The organism is Bradyrhizobium sp. PUT101, from assembly GCF_052043945.1.
In the GTDB taxonomy this organism is placed as follows: Bacteria; Pseudomonadota; Alphaproteobacteria; order Rhizobiales; family Xanthobacteraceae; genus Bradyrhizobium.
This window is the reverse complement of record NZ_CP197207.1, coordinates 992,731-1,009,339: the sequence shown is the minus strand read 5'-3', so window position 1 is coordinate 1,009,339 and position 16,609 is coordinate 992,731. Positions and strand designations below refer to the sequence as shown.

At 63.8% G+C, this 16,609-nt stretch carries 16 protein-coding genes; 15 read left to right on the top strand and 1 reads right to left on the bottom strand.

Annotated features, from left to right (window positions below; all coding sequences use genetic code 11):
• Window positions 1-10 precede the first annotated feature (10 nt).
• From nuoH to ACSHT2_RS04785, 15 genes are all read left to right on the top strand, one after another.
• The gene (gene nuoH / locus ACSHT2_RS04855) at window positions 11-1,078 is read left to right on the top strand and encodes an NADH-quinone oxidoreductase subunit NuoH (protein WP_271529316.1); all 1,068 of its coding nucleotides are present in this window, start codon (window positions 11-13) and stop codon (window positions 1,076-1,078) included.
• 8 nt (window positions 1,079-1,086) lie between these two features.
• The gene (gene nuoI, locus ACSHT2_RS04850; protein ID WP_191093171.1) at window positions 1,087-1,581 is read left to right on the top strand and encodes an NADH-quinone oxidoreductase subunit NuoI; all 495 of its coding nucleotides are present in this window, start codon (window positions 1,087-1,089) and stop codon (window positions 1,579-1,581) included.
• Window positions 1,582-1,718: 137 nt separating this feature from the next.
• Window positions 1,719-2,357 (top strand): NADH-quinone oxidoreductase subunit J, encoded by a 639-nt coding sequence (locus ACSHT2_RS04845; RefSeq protein WP_319337158.1) that lies wholly within the window; start codon window positions 1,719-1,721, stop codon window positions 2,355-2,357.
• On the top strand, window positions 2,354-2,662 hold the full coding sequence (gene nuoK / locus ACSHT2_RS04840; protein WP_008547737.1) for an NADH-quinone oxidoreductase subunit NuoK: 309 nt from the start codon (window positions 2,354-2,356) through the stop codon (window positions 2,660-2,662). The genes ACSHT2_RS04845 and nuoK overlap by 4 nt, the downstream gene beginning before the upstream one ends.
• 8 nt (window positions 2,663-2,670) lie before the next feature.
• A complete protein-coding gene (gene nuoL, locus ACSHT2_RS04835) occupies window positions 2,671-4,740 on the top strand; it encodes an NADH-quinone oxidoreductase subunit L (protein ID WP_440640612.1) in 2,070 nt (689 codons plus the stop codon).
• Window positions 4,741-6,249 (top strand): NADH-quinone oxidoreductase subunit M, encoded by a 1,509-nt coding sequence (locus ACSHT2_RS04830; RefSeq protein WP_440640611.1) that lies wholly within the window; start codon window positions 4,741-4,743, stop codon window positions 6,247-6,249.
• Window positions 6,250-6,271: 22 nt separating this feature from the next.
• Entirely contained in the window at window positions 6,272-7,708 is a 1,437-nt protein-coding gene (gene nuoN, locus ACSHT2_RS04825; RefSeq protein WP_440640610.1) for an NADH-quinone oxidoreductase subunit NuoN, read from the top strand.
• 1 nt (window position 7,709) lies between these two features.
• On the top strand, window positions 7,710-8,516 hold the full coding sequence (locus ACSHT2_RS04820; RefSeq protein ID WP_440640609.1) for a biotin--[acetyl-CoA-carboxylase] ligase: 807 nt from the start codon (window positions 7,710-7,712) through the stop codon (window positions 8,514-8,516).
• On the top strand, window positions 8,516-10,186 hold the full coding sequence (locus tag ACSHT2_RS04815) for a ribonuclease J (protein ID WP_440640608.1): 1,671 nt from the start codon (window positions 8,516-8,518) through the stop codon (window positions 10,184-10,186). The genes ACSHT2_RS04820 and ACSHT2_RS04815 overlap by 1 nt, the downstream gene beginning before the upstream one ends.
• 66 nt (window positions 10,187-10,252) lie before the next feature.
• Window positions 10,253-10,657 (top strand): methylmalonyl-CoA epimerase, encoded by a 405-nt coding sequence (gene mce / locus ACSHT2_RS04810; protein ID WP_440640607.1) that lies wholly within the window; start codon window positions 10,253-10,255, stop codon window positions 10,655-10,657.
• 9 nt (window positions 10,658-10,666) lie between these two features.
• Window positions 10,667-10,942: a DUF1467 family protein gene (locus ACSHT2_RS04805; protein ID WP_271529309.1), complete on the top strand. Its 276-nt coding sequence runs from the start codon at window positions 10,667-10,669 to the stop codon at window positions 10,940-10,942.
• A gap of 209 nt (window positions 10,943-11,151) precedes the next feature.
• The gene (locus ACSHT2_RS04800) at window positions 11,152-11,505 is read left to right on the top strand and encodes a hypothetical protein (protein WP_440640606.1); all 354 of its coding nucleotides are present in this window, start codon (window positions 11,152-11,154) and stop codon (window positions 11,503-11,505) included.
• Window positions 11,506-11,633: 128 nt separating this feature from the next.
• Window positions 11,634-12,242, top strand: coding sequence for a methyltransferase domain-containing protein (locus tag ACSHT2_RS04795; protein ID WP_440640605.1), 609 nt, complete (start codon window positions 11,634-11,636; stop codon window positions 12,240-12,242).
• Between the two features lie 141 nt (window positions 12,243-12,383).
• On the top strand, window positions 12,384-13,694 hold the full coding sequence (mtnK, locus tag ACSHT2_RS04790; protein ID WP_440640604.1) for an S-methyl-5-thioribose kinase: 1,311 nt from the start codon (window positions 12,384-12,386) through the stop codon (window positions 13,692-13,694).
• A gap of 426 nt (window positions 13,695-14,120) precedes the next feature.
• Entirely contained in the window at window positions 14,121-15,881 is a 1,761-nt protein-coding gene (locus tag ACSHT2_RS04785) for a B12-binding domain-containing radical SAM protein (RefSeq protein ID WP_440640603.1), read from the top strand.
• A 53-nt stretch (window positions 15,882-15,934) separates the two neighbouring features.
• Here ACSHT2_RS04785 and ACSHT2_RS04780 read toward each other — a convergent pair whose 3' ends face one another.
• Window positions 15,935-16,561 carry a LysR family transcriptional regulator gene (locus tag ACSHT2_RS04780; RefSeq protein WP_440640602.1) on the bottom strand — a complete coding sequence of 209 codons (627 nt, stop codon included), beginning with the start codon at window positions 16,559-16,561 and terminating at the stop codon, window positions 15,935-15,937.
• Window positions 16,562-16,609 lie beyond the last annotated feature (48 nt).

Sequence of the window (16,609 nt, the reverse complement as noted above, 5' to 3'; positions counted from 1 at the left end):
GCGTGATCTGATGGAATTCTTCGAAAGCGCATTCTGGACCGGATTTCTCTGGCCGCTGATCATCATGGTCGCGCAGAGCGTCCTGGTGCTCGTCGTCCTCCTGGTCGCGATCGCCTACATCCTGCTCGCCGACCGCAAGATCTGGGCGGCGGTGCAGATCCGCCGCGGCCCGAACGTGGTCGGCCCGTGGGGCCTGCTGCAATCCTTCGCCGACCTTTTGAAGTTCGTGCTGAAGGAGCCGATCATTCCTGCGGGCGCCAACAAGGGCGTGTTCCTGCTGGCGCCGCTGGTGTCCTGCGTGCTGGCGCTCGCCGCCTGGGCAGTGATCCCGACCAATCTCGGCTGGGTGATCGCCGACATCAATGTCGGCATCCTCTTCATCTTCGCGATCTCGTCGCTGTCGATCTACGGCATCATCATGGCCGGCTGGTCGTCGAACTCGAAATATCCATTCCTGGCCGCGCTGCGCTCGGCGGCGCAGATGGTGTCGTACGAAGTCTCGATCGGCTTCGTCATCATCACGGTGCTGCTCTGCGCCGGCACGCTGAACCTTTCGGCCGTGGTCGAGGCCCAGCACGCGCGCGGCCTTGCCAGCCTGATCGGGCTGCCGCAGCTCACCATCCTGAACTGGTACGTCTGGCCGCTGTTCCCGATGTTCGTGGTGTTCTACGTCTCGGCGCTGGCGGAAACCAACCGTCCGCCCTTCGACCTCGTCGAAGCGGAATCCGAGCTCGTCGCCGGCTTCATGGTCGAATACGGCTCGACACCATACCTTCTGTTCATGCTCGGCGAGTATGTCGCGATCGTCACAATGTGCGCGATGGCGACCATCCTGTTCCTCGGGGGCTGGCTGCCGCCGGTGGACCTGCCGCCCTTCAACTGGGTGCCGGGGATCATCTGGTTCTCGCTGAAACTCTTCTTCATGTTCTTCCTGTTCGCGATGGCGAAGGCGATCGTGCCCCGCTACCGCTACGATCAACTGATGCGTCTCGGCTGGAAGGTGTTCCTGCCGCTGTCGCTGGCGATGGTGATCGTGGTGGCCGGCGTGCTGCATTTCGCCGGCATCGCGCCGAAGTGAGGGCCGTCATGGGTATCAACGTCAACGCCACTGCACGCTCGCTTCTTCTGTCGGAATTCGTCTCGGCGTTCTTCCTCGCCATGCGCTATTTCTTCCAGCCGAAGCCGACGCTCAACTATCCGTTCGAGAAGGGCCCGATCTCGCCGCGCTTCCGCGGCGAGCACGCGCTGCGCCGCTATCCGAACGGCGAAGAGCGCTGCATCGCCTGTAAGCTGTGTGAAGCGGTCTGCCCGGCGCAGGCCATCACCATCGAGGCCGGCCCGCGCCGCAACGACGGCACCCGCCGCACCGTGCGTTACGACATCGACATGGTGAAGTGCATCTATTGCGGCCTCTGCCAGGAAGCCTGTCCGGTCGATGCCATCGTCGAAGGTCCGAACTTCGAGTTCGCGACCGAGACCCGCGAGGAACTGTTCTATGACAAGGCCAAGCTGCTCGCCAATGGCGACCGCTGGGAACGCGAGATCGCGAAAGCGATCGAGCTCGACGCGCCGTACCGGTGAGATGAGAGCATGATCCTTCCCGCCATATCCTCGTCATTCCGGGGCGCGCGAAGCGCGAACCCGGAATCTCGCGCCACAACCTCCAGATTCCGGGTTCGCGGGCTTTGCCCGCGCCCCGGAATGACGGGGAATGCCTGATGATCCTTCCCGCGCTGTTCTTCTATCTCTTCGCCGGCGTCTGCGTCGCCTCGGCCGTGATGGTGATTGTCTCGCGCAATCCCGTGCACTCCGTGCTGTATCTGATCCTGGCCTTCGTGAACGCGTCCGGCCTGTTCGTGCTGATGGGCGCCGAGTTCCTGGCGATGATCCTGATCGTCGTCTATGTCGGCGCGGTCGCGGTGCTGTTCCTGTTCGTGATCATGATGCTCGACGTCGATTTCACCGAGCTGCGCGAGGGCTTCATCGAGTACCTGCCGGTCGGCCTCGTGATCGGCGGCATCTTCCTGTTCGAGCTGCTGCTCACCGTCGGCTTCTGGGTCATCAATCCCGGCGTCTCCAAGACGATCACGGCGGCGATCCCGGCCAATGTCAGCAACACCGAAGCGCTCGGCCTCGTGCTCTATACGAAGTACATCCACTACTTCCAGCTCTCGGGCATGGTGCTGCTGGTCGCCATGATCGGCGCCATCGTGCTGACGCTCCGGCACAAGGCGAGCGTGAAGCGGCAGGACATCAACGTTCAGAACGCGCGCACGCCCGAGATGGCGATGGCGATGCGCAAGGTGGCGCCGGGGCAGGGGCTCTCGGACGCCGATGCGGCGGAGTGGGTGAAATGACGATCGGGCTCGGACATTATCTGGCGGTCGGAGCGATCCTGTTCACGCTCGGCATCCTCGGCATCTTCCTGAACCGCAAGAACATCATCGTCATCCTGATGTCGATCGAGCTGATCCTGCTCTCGGTCAACATCAACCTCGTCGCGTTCTCGACCTTCCTCGGCGACATCGTCGGCCAGGTCTTCGCGCTGCTGGTGCTGACGGTTGCGGCTGCTGAAGCTGCGATCGGTCTCGCCATCCTGGTGGTCTATTTCCGCAACCGCGGCTCGATCGCGGTTGAGGACGTCAATCTGATGAAGGGCTGAGCTCTCAAATGGTTCAGGCAATCGTTTTCCTGCCTCTGCTGGGCGCCATTCTGGCTGGCCTGATCTCGCTTGTGGGCGCGCATGCTCGCAACCCCTCGGGCGACGAGCTCGATCATCACGGTGATCACGGGCATGGCCACGGCGACGCTCATGCGACGGCCGCCCATGATGATCATGGTCACGACGATCACGGCCATGGTCCGGTCGAGCCGCCGGCGGCGGGCTCGCGCGGCGCCGAGTTGATCACCACGGCGCTGCTGTTCGTTTCGGCGGCGTTGTCCTGGATGACGCTGGTCGATGTCGGCTTCATGCACCACGACTATAGGATCCAGCTGCTGCCCTGGATCTTCTCCGGCGACCTCCAGGTCTGGTGGACGCTGCGCGTCGACACGCTCACGGCCGTGATGCTGGTGGTGGTGACCACCGTGTCCTCGCTCGTGCACCTCTATTCCATCGGCTACATGGACGAGGACCCGAACCGGCCGCGCTTCTTCGGTTATCTCAGCCTGTTCACCTTCGCCATGCTGATGCTGGTGACGGCGGACAACCTCGTGCAGCTGTTCTTCGGCTGGGAAGGCGTGGGCCTGGCGAGCTACCTGCTGATCGGCTTCTGGTACCAGAAGCCGTCGGCGAACGCGGCCGCGATCAAGGCCTTCGTGGTCAACCGCGTCGGCGATTTCGGCTTCGCGCTCGGCATCTTCGCGATCTTCATGCTGGTCGGCTCGACCGATTTCGAGACCATCTTCCACGCTGCGCCCGGCCTCACCGGCAAGACCATCAACTTCCTCGGCTGGCACGCCGACGCGCTGACCCTGACCTGTCTCCTCTTGTTCATGGGCGCGATGGGCAAGTCGGCGCAGTTCCTGCTGCACACCTGGTTGCCGGACGCGATGGAAGGCCCGACCCCGGTCTCGGCGCTGATCCATGCCGCGACCATGGTCACCGCCGGCGTCTTCATGGTGGCGCGCCTGTCGCCGCTGTTCGAGCTCGCCCCGAACGCACAGGCCGTCGTGATGTTCTTCGGCGCGACCACCGCGTTCTTCGCCGCGACCATCGGCCTCGTCCAGAACGACATCAAGCGCATCGTCGCCTATTCGACCTGTTCGCAGCTCGGCTACATGTTCGTGGCGATGGGAGCGGGGGCCTATTCGGTCGGCATGTTCCACCTGTTCACGCATGCCTTCTTCAAGGCGCTGCTGTTCTTAGGGAGCGGCTCGGTGATCTACGCGATGCACCACGAGCAGGACATCCGCAACATGGGCGGCCTCTGGAAGAAGATCCCCTATACCTATGCGGTGATGGTGGTCGGCACGCTGGCGCTCACCGGCTTCCCGCTCACCGCCGGCTATTTCTCCAAGGACGCGATCATCGAGTCCGCCTACGCCTCGCACAATCCGTTTGCGGTGTACGGCTTCCTGATGACGGTCGTCGCGGCCGGCCTGACCTCGTTCTACTCCTGGCGCCTGATCTTCAAGACCTTCCACGGCGAGCCGCATGACGAGCACCACTACGAGGCCGCTCACGAGGCTCCGATCTGGATGCTGATCCCGATCGGCGTGCTCGCGGTCGGCTCGTTCGTCGCGGGGCTCCCGTTCAAGGAACTGTTCGCCGGTCACGGCATCGAGGAGTTCTTCCGCGAATCCGTGAAGATGAACCCGCACATCATCGAGGAGATGCACCACATCCCCGAGACCATCGCCTTCCTGCCGACGGTGATGATGGTGCTGGGCTTCCTGGTGTCGTACCTGTTCTACATCCGCCGGCCTTATTTGCCGGTCGAGCTCGCGAAGACGCAGCCGATGCTGTACCAGTTCCTGCTCAACAAGTGGTACTTCGACGAGCTCTACGACGTCATCTTCGTCCGTCCGGCGAAGTGGATCGGTTATCAGCTCTGGAAGAAGGGCGACGGCCTCATCATCGACGGCTTCGGCCCCGACGGCGTCTCGGCCCGCGTGCTGGACGTCACCCGCAACGTCGTCAAGATCCAGACCGGTTATCTCTACCACTACGCATTCGCCATGCTGATCGGCGCCGCCGGCCTGATCACTTGGTTCATGTTCGGCTTTGGAGGCCAGTAAATGACAACCTGGCCCATTCTTTCGGTCACGACGTTCCTGCCGCTGGTCGGCGCGCTGATCGTCTATCTCAGCCGCGGCGATGACGAGGCGGCCAAGCGCAATTCGCGCTGGATCGCGCTGTGGACCACGCTGATCACCTTCGCGGTGTCGGTGATCCTGGTCCTGCGCTTCGACCCGTCCAACCCCGACTTCCAGTTCGTCGAGAAGGCGAACTGGCTTGCCACCGGCATCACCTATCACATGGGCGTCGACGGCATCTCGCTGCCGCTGGTGATCCTCACCACCGCCGTGATGCCGTTCTGCATCATCGCGAGCTGGAAGGCGATCACGAGGCGTGTCCGCGAATACATGATGGCGTTCCTGATACTGGAAACGCTGATGATCGGCACCTTCTCGGCGCTCGATCTCGTGCTGTTCTACCTGTTCTTCGAGGGCGGCCTGATCCCGATGTTCCTGATCATCGGCGTCTGGGGCGGCCCGCGCCGGGTCTATGCATCGTTCAAGTTCTTCCTCTACACGCTGCTCGGCTCGGTCCTGATGCTGCTCGCCATCATGGCGCTGTACTGGAACGGCGGTACCACCGACATCCCGACCCTGATGCACACTGCCGTGCCGCGGTCCCTGCAGACCTGGGCCTGGCTCGCCTTCTTCGCCTCCTTTGCGGTGAAGATGCCGATGTGGCCCGTGCACACCTGGCTTCCCGACGCGCACGTCGAGGCGCCGACCGCCGGCTCTGTGGTTCTGGCCGCGATTATGCTCAAGATGGGCGGCTACGGCTTCCTGCGCTTCTCGCTGCCGATGTTCCCGCTGGCCTCGCATGATTTCGCGCCGCTGATGTTCACGCTCTCGGCCATCGCCATCATCTACACCTCGCTGGTGGCCCTGATGCAGGAGGACATGAAGAAACTGATCGCGTACTCGTCGGTGGCGCATATGGGCTTCGTCACCATGGGCATCTTCGCCGGCACCATGCAGGGTGTCGCCGGTGGCGTGTTCCAGATGATCTCGCACGGCATCGTCTCCGGCGCGCTGTTCCTCTGCGTCGGCATCGTCTACGACCGCCTGCACACCCGCGAGATCGCGGCCTATGGCGGCCTCGTCAACCGGATGCCGCTCTACGCGATGACCTTCATGGTCTTCACCATGGCCAATGTGGGCCTGCCCGGAACGAGCGGCTTCGTCGGCGAGTTCATGACGCTGCTCGGCACCTTCAAGGTCTCGATCCCGACCGCGTTCTTCGCCAGCTTCGGCGTGATCCTGTCGGCGGCCTATGCGCTGTGGCTCTATCGCAAGGTGGTGTTCGGGGCCCTGGTCAAGCCATCGCTGATGAGCATGAAGGATCTCACCTTCCGGGAGTGCCTGACGCTGTTCCCGATGATCGCGCTGACGATCCTGTTCGGCGTCTATCCGAAGCCGGTGCTCGACATGTCGGCCGCCTCGGTCCAGCAACTCGTGAACAACTACAACACCGCTGTGACGGCCATGAAGGCCGCCGCACTGCTCCAGTGATCGGGCAGGTCAGGATATCGCCATGAGCTTTGAGACTGCAGGTTATCAACTGGCGCCGGTGCTGCCCGAGCTCGTGCTCGCGGTCGGCGCGATGGCGCTTCTGATGCTGGGAGCCTATCGCGGGCAGGAGACGACCAGGACGGTCACGTTGCTGTCGGTGGTGCTCCTGATCGTGGTCGGCGCGCTCGTCTACATGCAGCCCGCGGGCAAGCAGGTGACCTTCGGCGGCAGCTTCATCGCCGACGACTTCGCCCGCTTCATGAAGACCCTGGCCCTGATCGGCTCGGCGGTGACGCTGATCCTGTCGACCGAGTTCCTGTCCGACCCGTCGCGCCGCATCTTCGAATATTCGATCCTGGTGCTGCTCTCGACGCTCGGCATGATGGTGCTGATCTCGGCCGGCGACCTGATCTCGCTCTATCTCGGCCTCGAGCTGATGTCGCTGGCGCTCTACGTCGTGGCGGCCTCGAACCGCGACAATGCCAAGTCGACCGAAGCCGGCTTGAAGTATTTCGTGCTCGGCGCGCTGTCCTCGGGCATGCTGCTCTACGGCTCCTCGCTGATCTACGGCTTCACCGGCACGGTGAGCTTCACCGGCATCGCCGCGGCGGCCACGGTCTCGAATGTCGGCCTGGTCTTCGGCCTCGTCTTCCTGCTCGCCGGCCTCTGCTTCAAGGTCTCCGCGGTGCCGTTCCACATGTGGACGCCCGACGTCTATGAGGGCGCCCCGACGCCGGTCACCGCCTTCTTCGCCTCGGCGCCGAAGGTGGCCGCGCTCGCCGTCTTCACCCGCGTGACGCTGACCGCATTCCCCGGCATCGTCTCGCAGTGGCAGCAGATCCTGGTGTTCGTGTCGATCGCCTCCATGGCGCTCGGCTCCTTCGCCGCGATCGGCCAGACCAACATCAAGCGCCTGATGGCTTATTCGTCGATCGGCCACATGGGCTTCGCGCTGGTCGGCCTTGCCTCCGGCACGGTCGAGGGCGCGCAGGGCGTCCTGATGTACATCGTGATCTATGTCGCGATGACGCTCGGCTCGTTCGCGATCATCCTTGCGATGAAGCGCAACGGCCAGGCGGTGGAGCAGATCAGCGATTTCGCCGGCCTGTCGCGGACCAATCCGCTGCTCGCCTTCATGTTCGCGATGCTGCTGTTCTCGCTCGCAGGTATCCCGCCGCTCGCCGGCTTCTTCGCCAAATGGTACGTCTTCGTCGCCGCCATCAAGGCGAACCTGTTCACGCTCGCCGTCATCGGCGTGCTGACCAGCGTGGTGGGGGCCTATTACTACCTCGCCATCGTCAAGACGATGTACTTCGACGAGCCGGCCGGCCAGGTCGATCCAGTGCGCATCGAAGTGCGGACGGTGCTGGCGGTCGCGGGCCTGTTCAACATCCTGTTTGCGCTGTTCGCAGGTCCCGTGGTGAGCGTCGCCTCCGCCGCGGCAAAGTCGCTGTTCTAGGATGGCTTTCACGCTCGGTCCTCGCGCACTGTCGGCGGGCTACAAGCTCGCAGCTTTCGAGCGGACCGGCTCGACCAATACCGAGGCGATCGAGCACGCCAGGGCCGGCGAGCGTGGCCCGATGTGGTTCGTCACGTCGGAGCAGACCGCCGGCCGCGGTCGTCGCCAGCGCGCCTGGATTGCGCCGCGCGGCAATCTGGCCGCCAGCATCCTCGAAGTGATGGACGTTACCCCGGCCGTCGCCGCCACGCTGGGCTTCGCCGCCGGACTGGCGGAGGAGGCGGCGCTGGAGAAGGTCAGTCTCGAGGCCGCGCTGCGCCTCGGCGAGGGCCGCCCCCGCTACGCCCTGAAATGGCCGAACGACGTGCTGGCCGGCGGCCAGAAGCTGGTCGGCATTGGCCTTGAGGCCGAGGCCGTCGGCAACGGTCTCGCTGTCGTGGCTGGCATGGGCACCAACGTCGTGGCCGCACCGGAGGGCACCCCGACGCCCGCGGTGTCGCTGGCCGCCCTCGGCGTCCAGATCAGCGCGGAGGAGCTGTTCTCGGCCCTCTCGGATGCCTGGGTCGAATTCCGCGGGATCTGGGACAATGGCCGCGGCTTTGCCGAGATCCGGAAGCTCTGGCTCGAGCGCGCTGCCGGCCTCGGGGAGAAGGTCGCGATCCACACGGGAGCGATGACGCTGGAAGGCATTTTTGACACCATCGACGACGCCGGCTGCCTGATCGTCCGCACCGCGGAGGGCCGCCTTGTGCCGGTGGCCGCGGGCGAGGTGTTCTTCGGCCCCGTCGCCTCCGTGGGAGCTGCGTGATGGCAAGGCCTGACGAACTCGTGTTTGCACCCCTCGGCGGCGTCGGCGAGATCGGCATGAACCTGTCGATCTACGGCCTCGGCAACCGCCACCAGCGCTCCTGGCTGGCGGTCGATCTCGGCGTGTCCTTCGGCGACGAGGAGCATCTGCCGGGCATCGACCTGATCATGCCCGACATCAGCTTCCTGGAGAAGGAGCGCAAGAACCTGATGGGCCTCGTGCTGACCCACGCCCATGAGGACCATTTCGGCGCCATCATCGATCTCTGGCCGAAACTGAAGTGCCCGATCTACGCCACCAGGTTCAGCGCGGCACTGTTCGAGGCCAAATGCGCTGCCGAGCGCAATGCGCCTGAGATCCCTGTCACCGTGATCCCGTCCGGCGGCCGCGTCGATATCGGCCCGTTCAACGTCGAGTTCATTCCCGTCGCGCATTCGATTCCGGAAGCCCATGCGCTGGCGATCCACACCGATGCCGGCATCGTGCTGCATACCGGCGACTGGAAGATCGACCCGACTCCGACCCTTGGAGCGCCGACCGACGAGAAGCGGCTGCGCGAATTGGGCGAGCAGGGCGTGCTGGCCTTGATCGGCGATTCCACCAACGCCGTGCGCGACGGCCGCTCGCCGTCGGAAGCCGAGGTCGCCCGGACCATCATCGAGCTCGTCAAGTCAGCCAAGGGCCGCGTCGCGGTGACGACCTTCGCCTCCAACGTCGCCCGCATCAAGGCGGTCGCCGACGCGGCGAAGGCCGCCGACCGCGAGGTCGTCGTGGTCGGCCGCGCCATGGAGCGCGTGGTGCAGGTCGCCCGCGAGACCGGCTATCTCGACGGCGTGCAGAATTTCCGTTCGCCCGAGGTCTACGGCCACCTTCCGCAGGATAAGGTGCTGGCCCTGTGCACCGGCAGCCAGGGCGAGTCGCGTGCGGCGCTGGCGCGCATCGCCAACGACGACCATCCCGAGATCACGCTCAACCGCGGCGACTGCGTCATCTTCTCCTCGCGCACCATTCCAGGCAACGAGAAGGCTGTCAGCTCGATCGTCAACAATCTCGTGCTCCAGGGCATCGAGATCATCACCGACCGCGACGCTCTGGTCCACGTCTCCGGCCATCCCCGCCGCGACGAACTGCGCGACCTGATCTCCTGGGTGAAGCCGCAACTCCTGATCCCCGTCCATGGCGAGGCCCTGCATCTGCACGAGCACGCAAAACTGGCGCGCGCCGCCGGCGTGCCGCGCGTGCTGGTCTGCCGCGACGGTGACCTCGTCAAGCTCGGCCCCGGCGATCCCGGCATCGTCGGGGAGGTGCCTTTCGGCCGTCTCTACAAGGACGGGACGATCCTGGAGGACTCCAAGTCCCGCGCGGTGATCGAGCGTCGCCGCATGGCCTTTTCCGGCTGCGCCTTCGTCGCCATCGCCATGACCGGGCAGGGCGAGCTCGCCGACGATCCCGAGGTCGATCTCGTCGGCATCCCCGAGAAGAACAGGGCCGGCGAGCTCTTCGACGACATCGTCTTCGACGCCGTGATGTCCACTATCGAGGGCCTGCCAAAGGCGCGCCGCCGTGATCCCGACGCCCTGGCCGAGTCGGTGCGACGCGCGGTCCGGGCCGTGATCAACGAACATTGGGGCAAAAAGCCTCCCTGTCTGGTACACGTACTGACAGTGTAATTGTGTCAGCATCTCCGGGAAGGCGGCCCGCCGCTTGTCCGGATCACGCGCTGAGGGAGAAGAACCATGCTGGGTCGCCTCAACCATGTCGCGATCGCGACAAGGGACGCGGTCAAGGCCGCCAGGATCTACGGTGCGGCATTCGGGGCCGATATCTCGGAGGCCGTGCCGTTGCCCGAGCACGGCGTCACCACCGTGTTCGCGACCTTGCCCAACACCAAGATCGAGTTCATCGAGCCGCTTGGCGAGGCCTCGCCGATCGCGAAGTTCCTCGAACGCAACGCCGACGGCGGCATCCACCATGTCTGCTACGAGGTCGTGGACATCATCGCCTCGCGCGATACGCTGGTGAAGGAAGGTGCGCGGGTGCTCGGCGACGGCGTGCCGAAGATCGGCGCCCACGGCAAGCCGGTGCTGTTCCTGCACCCGAAGGACTTTTCCGGCGCGCTGGTCGAGATCGAGCAGGCGTAAGGCCGCCCCATGGCCATTCAGATATCGACAGCGCTTGCGATCTACTTCGTCATCTGGTGGGTCGCGCTGTTCCTGACGCTGCCGTTTGGCGTGCGCAGTCAGCACGAGGATGGCGTCGGCGCACCCGGCACCGACCCCGGCGCGCCGATCCTGACGCGGATGGGCCGCAAGCTGATCTGGACCACGATCATCTCGGCGGTGATCTACGGCATCGGCGTAGCGGCCTATCATGCCGGCTATCTCTCGATCGAGCGCCTGTCGAAATTGATGGGAATGCCGTTCTAGATCTATCGGGGCATCCTTCGAGACGCCCGCCTTTTGCGGGCTCCTCAGGATGAGGACAGGAGTGCGCGGCAGCAGTCTCAACGCGCATCGCTGTCGGTTAGCCTCATCCTGAGGAGACCGCGAAGCGGTCGTCTCGAAGGACGAGGCGCTTGCTTCATCTCGCTGCGTGCTTAGAATTTTGCGCTTGTTTGATTGTTCGGGGGAAAAAAATGACTTTTCAGCGTATCGTCGTCACGCTTCTGGTGCTGATCGTCGCCGGCCTTGGCGCCATCGGCTATTTTGAATGGAAGATGGCCGTGCAGGTGCGCACCCTGAAGGCGTTCGTCGAGGGCTCTGTCTTCAACGAGGCGGTGATGGTCTGCGAGCAGGCCAAGAGCTCGACGCCGTTCAGGTGGAACGGAGGCAAGAGCACCTCGGTGATCGGCCTGAACTCGGTCAAGCTCGACAAATACACCGTCAGCGCCAGCTACACGCTGGTGGCGGACGGCGTCTATTGTGATTTCGATCCGATCAAAAGGAAGGCCGATATCGGCTCGAGCTTCCTGGAGCGGGAGACCTTCTAAAGCATGATCCGGAAAAGTGCGCAGCGGTTTTCCGAAAAGATCATGCTTGAACAACGACCAAAAGCGCGATGACGATTCATCCTCATCGCATCGCGCTTTAGTCGCGAGCGAAGCGCGTGAGCTCCCGAATGGCATCGCAAGCCGCCGACCACATCATCGATCTCTATCAGCGCAAGGCATCGGACTGGATCGACAGCCGTGCACGGAGCGGTCTGTTCGAACAGGCTTGGCTCGACCGTTTCCGTGCGCTGCTGCCGCCTGCCGGCTCCGTCCTCGATCTCGGCTGCGGCTCGGCAGAGCCGATGGCGGGATACCTGATCGGGCTTGATCATCCCGTGACCGGGGTGGATTCCTCGCCGGCGATGATCGATGCGTGCCGACAGCGTTTCCCGAAGCAGGAATGGATCGTTGCCGATATGCGCCAGCTTGCGTTGGGACGGCAATTTTGCGGCATCATTGCCTGGGATAGCTTCTTCCACCTCTGTTTTGAGGACCAGCGCCGCATGTTCCCGATCTTTCGCGACCACGCGAAGCCGGATGCGGCGCTGATGTTCACAAGTGGCCCGGCGCAGGGCGAGGCGATCGGTATGTTCGGCGGCGAGCCGCTGTATCATGCCAGCCTGGATCCGGCCGAATATCGTTCACTGCTGGACCGGAATGGATTCCGCGTCGTGTCGCATGCGATCGAGGATCCCGATTGCGGTGGGCACACCATCTGGCTGGCGCAGCGCCTTTGAGACGCTGCGGCAAGTCGCGGCAGGAGTCGCGCTAGCCGCAGGTCGCGCCTTATGGATAGGATGGCGGTCAAAGAAGCGGCCGGCTTGAATTCCTGAAACGGGAGTCGACAACTACTCCAGCGCCGGCACGGGGGGACCGGCATGAGTTCAGCGCACCGACCATTGGTTGATCCGCGGCAGGAAGACTATCGAATTCTCCATGAACCCGACCTGCGGGATTACATCGCCCGAGTTCCCATGCTTGCGGCCGGACTCGGTGGTGAACCGTCCTCCTGGGCGATCATCGAGGTCGGGGACGGCAATCTCAATCTCGTCTTCATCGTGAAGGGTGCGCGCGGCGGCGTCGCGGTGAAGCAGGCGCTGCCCTATGTCCGTCTTGTCGGTGAAAGCTGGCCGCTGCCGCTGTCACGCGCTCATTACGAATACCTGGCGCTGACGCGGCAGGCTGAACTCGCGCCCGGCCTCGTGCCGGCCGTGCTGCATCACAACGAGACGCTGGCCTTGACGGTGATGGAGCTGCTCGAACCCCACATCATCATGCGCAAGGGGCTGGTCGCTGCAACGCAATATCCGCGCTTCGTGGACGACATCACCACGTTCATGGCAAGGACCTTGTTCTTCACCTCCGACCTCGCGCTCTCCGCCGCCGAGAAGAAAGAGGGCATCGCGGCCTTTGCCGGCAACCACGCATTGTGCAAGATCACGGAGGATCTGATCTTCACCGAACCGTACCGCATCGCCGAACAGAACCGCTGGACCGCCCCTTATCTCGACGGCCTGGCGGCGGCCTTGCGCGAGGACATGGAATTGCATGTCGCGATCTCGCGCTTGAAGCTGAAGTTCATGGCGAGCCCCGAGGCGCTGATCCACGGCGACCTCCACACCGGCTCGATCATGGTGACGGAAAGCCACACGCGGGTGATCGACCCGGAATTTGCGTTCTATGGTCCGATGGGATTCGACGTCGGCGCGGTGCTGGCGAACCTCTTGATGGCCTATTTCGCCTCCGCCGGTCATGAACGCGCACCGGGCGAGCGGCAGGCGTTCGAAGGCTGGGTGCTGGAGACGGTCGAGCAGGTCTGGAATGAGTTTTCCCGCAAATTCCTCGACCTCTGGCGCGGTGAAGCCGCCGGCGACGCCTATCCCGCCTCCCTTTTCGCCGGTGAGCAGGGCGCCGCACGTCTTGAAGCCGAGCGCCACGCCTACATGCAACGGCTGTTCGCCGACACGGTCGGCTTCGCCGCCGCCAAGATCATCCGCCGCATCTTCGGTCTCGCCCACAACATCGACTTCGAGCTGATCGAGGACCCGCGGAGGCGCGCAACCAGCGAGGCGCGTGCCGTGCGACTCGCACGCGCAATGATGGTAGAGACGGACGCATTTTCGGTGATCGCCGACGTCACCGGCGCCGCGCGAAAACTGCGCGATTGGCAGCCGGAATTGTCTGGCTGAGACGGAGCTTCTCCGTCCGTCAGGGGTCACTTCGACATGCTCGCGCGATGCGCCAGGGCGCTGGGCCAATGCGCCGATGGGGGGAAGGCGACGTCCATTTCCACCAGGGCGTGTACTCACCAGGGTCGAACATGTCAGCGCAAAGGGGCATGGGGAAATCTTGCGATCAATCAGAGCATTATCGCGCGTGACCCGGAGCGGACGTCTTGCGCGCTAAAGCGAGATGAGACTTGGATCAGCAATCATCGCGCTTTAGGTCGTTGTTTGCGCATGACCTTTCCGGAAAACCGCTTCGCACTTTCAACCTGCCATGGCGCCGTCTGCGGTCAGCTGACAGGATGTTTTCGGGCCACAGCTCATCGTCTTTTCGCGAGGAGCTGGCGGAAACCAGTTGGCCTTTGACCGAGATCGAGCTACCCGTTGCTCATGAGGAAGAACAAGACTTTCCGGCTTGTTCTGATCAAGCCGTCACATTACGACGACGAAGGCTATGTCATTCGATGGTGGCGCGGCGGCCTGCCTTCGAATTCGCTAGCCTGCCTTTACGGCATCGCGCTCGATTGTCGCGAACGCGGGGTTCTCGGGCCCGATTGCGACATCGAGATCGACGCCATCGATGAGACCAACTGGAAGGTGCGCGTCGCGGATCTGGCGCGCGCGATCAAGGCCGCTGAGGCCGGCATGGTGATGCTGGTCGGGGTCCAGTCCAACCAGTTTCCCCGATCGCTCGATCTGGCGAGGCAGTTTCGCAAGCTCGGCATCCACGTTGCGATCGGCGGCTTCCATGTATCCGGCACCCTCTCGATGTTGCCGGAGCGGGATGCCGGCGTTCAGGAGATGATGGATCTCGGTGTGTCGGTCTTCGCAGGCGAAGCCGAGGGACGGCTCGAGGAGCTGTTGCAGGATGCGGTCGCCGGGCGGTTGCGGCCTCTCTACAACTACATCGAGGATCTGCCGCACCTGGAGAGCCAGCCTTTGCCGATCATTCCCCGCCAGCAGATCGGACGGGTCATCGGCCACACCACGAGCTTCGATGCGGGGCGCGGCTGCCCGTTCCAGTGCTCGTTCTGCACCATTATCAACGTGCAGGGCCGCAAGTCGCGACGCCGCAGCGCCGACGACATCGAGGCCGTGATCCGCGCCAACGTCGCTCAGGGCGTCTTTGCCTTCTTTCTCACCGACGACAATTTTGCGCGCAACAAGGATTGGGAAATTTTGCTCGACCGCATCATCGCGCTGCGCGAGAAGGAGGGCTGGGACCTTCGTTTCACGATCCAGGTCGACACGCTCTGCCACAAGCTGCCCAACTTCATCGAGAAATGCGCCAAGGCCGGCGTCCGGCGATGCTTCATTGGCCTCGAGAACATCAACCCGGACAGTCTGCTCGGCGCCAAGAAGCGGCAGAACAAGATCACCGACTATCGCGAGATGATGATGGCCTGGAAGAAGGCCAGGATCATGACCGTCGGCGGCTACATTATTGGCTTTCCCAACGACACGCCGGAATCGATCGTCCGCGACATCGAGATCATCAAGCATGAGCTGCCGATCGACATGCTGGAGTTCTTCTTCCTGACGCCGCTGCCGGGCTCGGAAGACCACAAGACGCTCTACCTGAAGGGCGTCGCGATGGATGCCGACCTCAACAAATACGACCTGGACCACGTCACGACGGACCACCCCGCCATGTCCAGGGCGGACTGGGAGCGGGCCTACGAGCTCGCCTGGAACACCTATTACAGCTGGGAGCACATCGAGACGCTGATGCGGCGTGCCGCGGCGACGGGCAATAATGTCGGCAAGATCGGCACCTACGCGCTCTATTTCAAAGGCTACCATCCCATCGAGCGCGTCCATCCGCTCGAGGGAGGTGTGCTGCGGCTGAAGAGCCGCGACGAGCGCCGTCCGCATCTGCCGGTCGAGCCGGCCTGGTCGTTTTATCCTCGCTATGCCGCCGACACCGTCGTGAAGGCCGTACAATGGGCTTCGCTCGCTCTGCGCCTCCACCGGCTGGCGCGCAAGGTCAAGTCGGATCCGCACCGGCTCGCCTATGTCGATGCGGCGATCACACTGCAGGCTGACGAGACCGCGAGTCTGGATTTGTACAAGACGCGGTCCAGCCAGGCGTTTCTCGATCAGCGGCGGCATATCGAAGAGGCACAGAAACCTAAGTTAGCCGGGGGATAGGGTGCGTTGAGTTGAACGGCAGCCCTGGGCCTCGGCACGCACGTTGGGCACCCTCAACTCCCGACGCCGCCGACCAGACGTGGGCGGCGAATTGCGAGCGGTTTCGCCGCGGGCAGGGCGCGTAGCCACGCGCGAAAACTGATGATCTCGGGACAGTCCGCGGTGCCTTCAGGCGCAATCAGCCAATCGCCCACGCCTGCCCCCTCATTGATCCGCTCGCAGCGATAGCCCGGATGGTGGCTCACGCCGCGGGCAATTAAGAGGTCCACCTTGCCCTCGACGAGCTCGTGCAGGCCGGCCGGCTGCAGGACGCGCAAACCGATCTCTGCATGCGCGCTGCGAAATTCCGCCAGTTCCAGGCGGCGCAGGTCGATGCCGCCGTGGACTCCCAGGTGCAGCTGCACCGCACCTGGCGGCTTCAATTGCGAGGTCGCCTCCGCAATGTGGCGAAAACCCTCGGATATTCCGGGCAAATAGGACCGGCCTGCCGCGGTGAGGATGAGCTGCTTATGCAGCCGCTCGAACAACTGCACGCCGAGGCGCGATTCCAGCGCCTTCACCTGCTGCCCCACGGCGGCTGGCGTCACGTGCAGCTCGTGCGCGGCGAGCTTGAAGCTGAGATGCCGGGCGGCAGCCTCGAAGGCGCGGAGCGCATTGAGCGGGGGAAGGGCGTAGGTCATCGCAACGCAGTTTGACACTGATGAACTGAGCCCTTGCAATAGATTTTC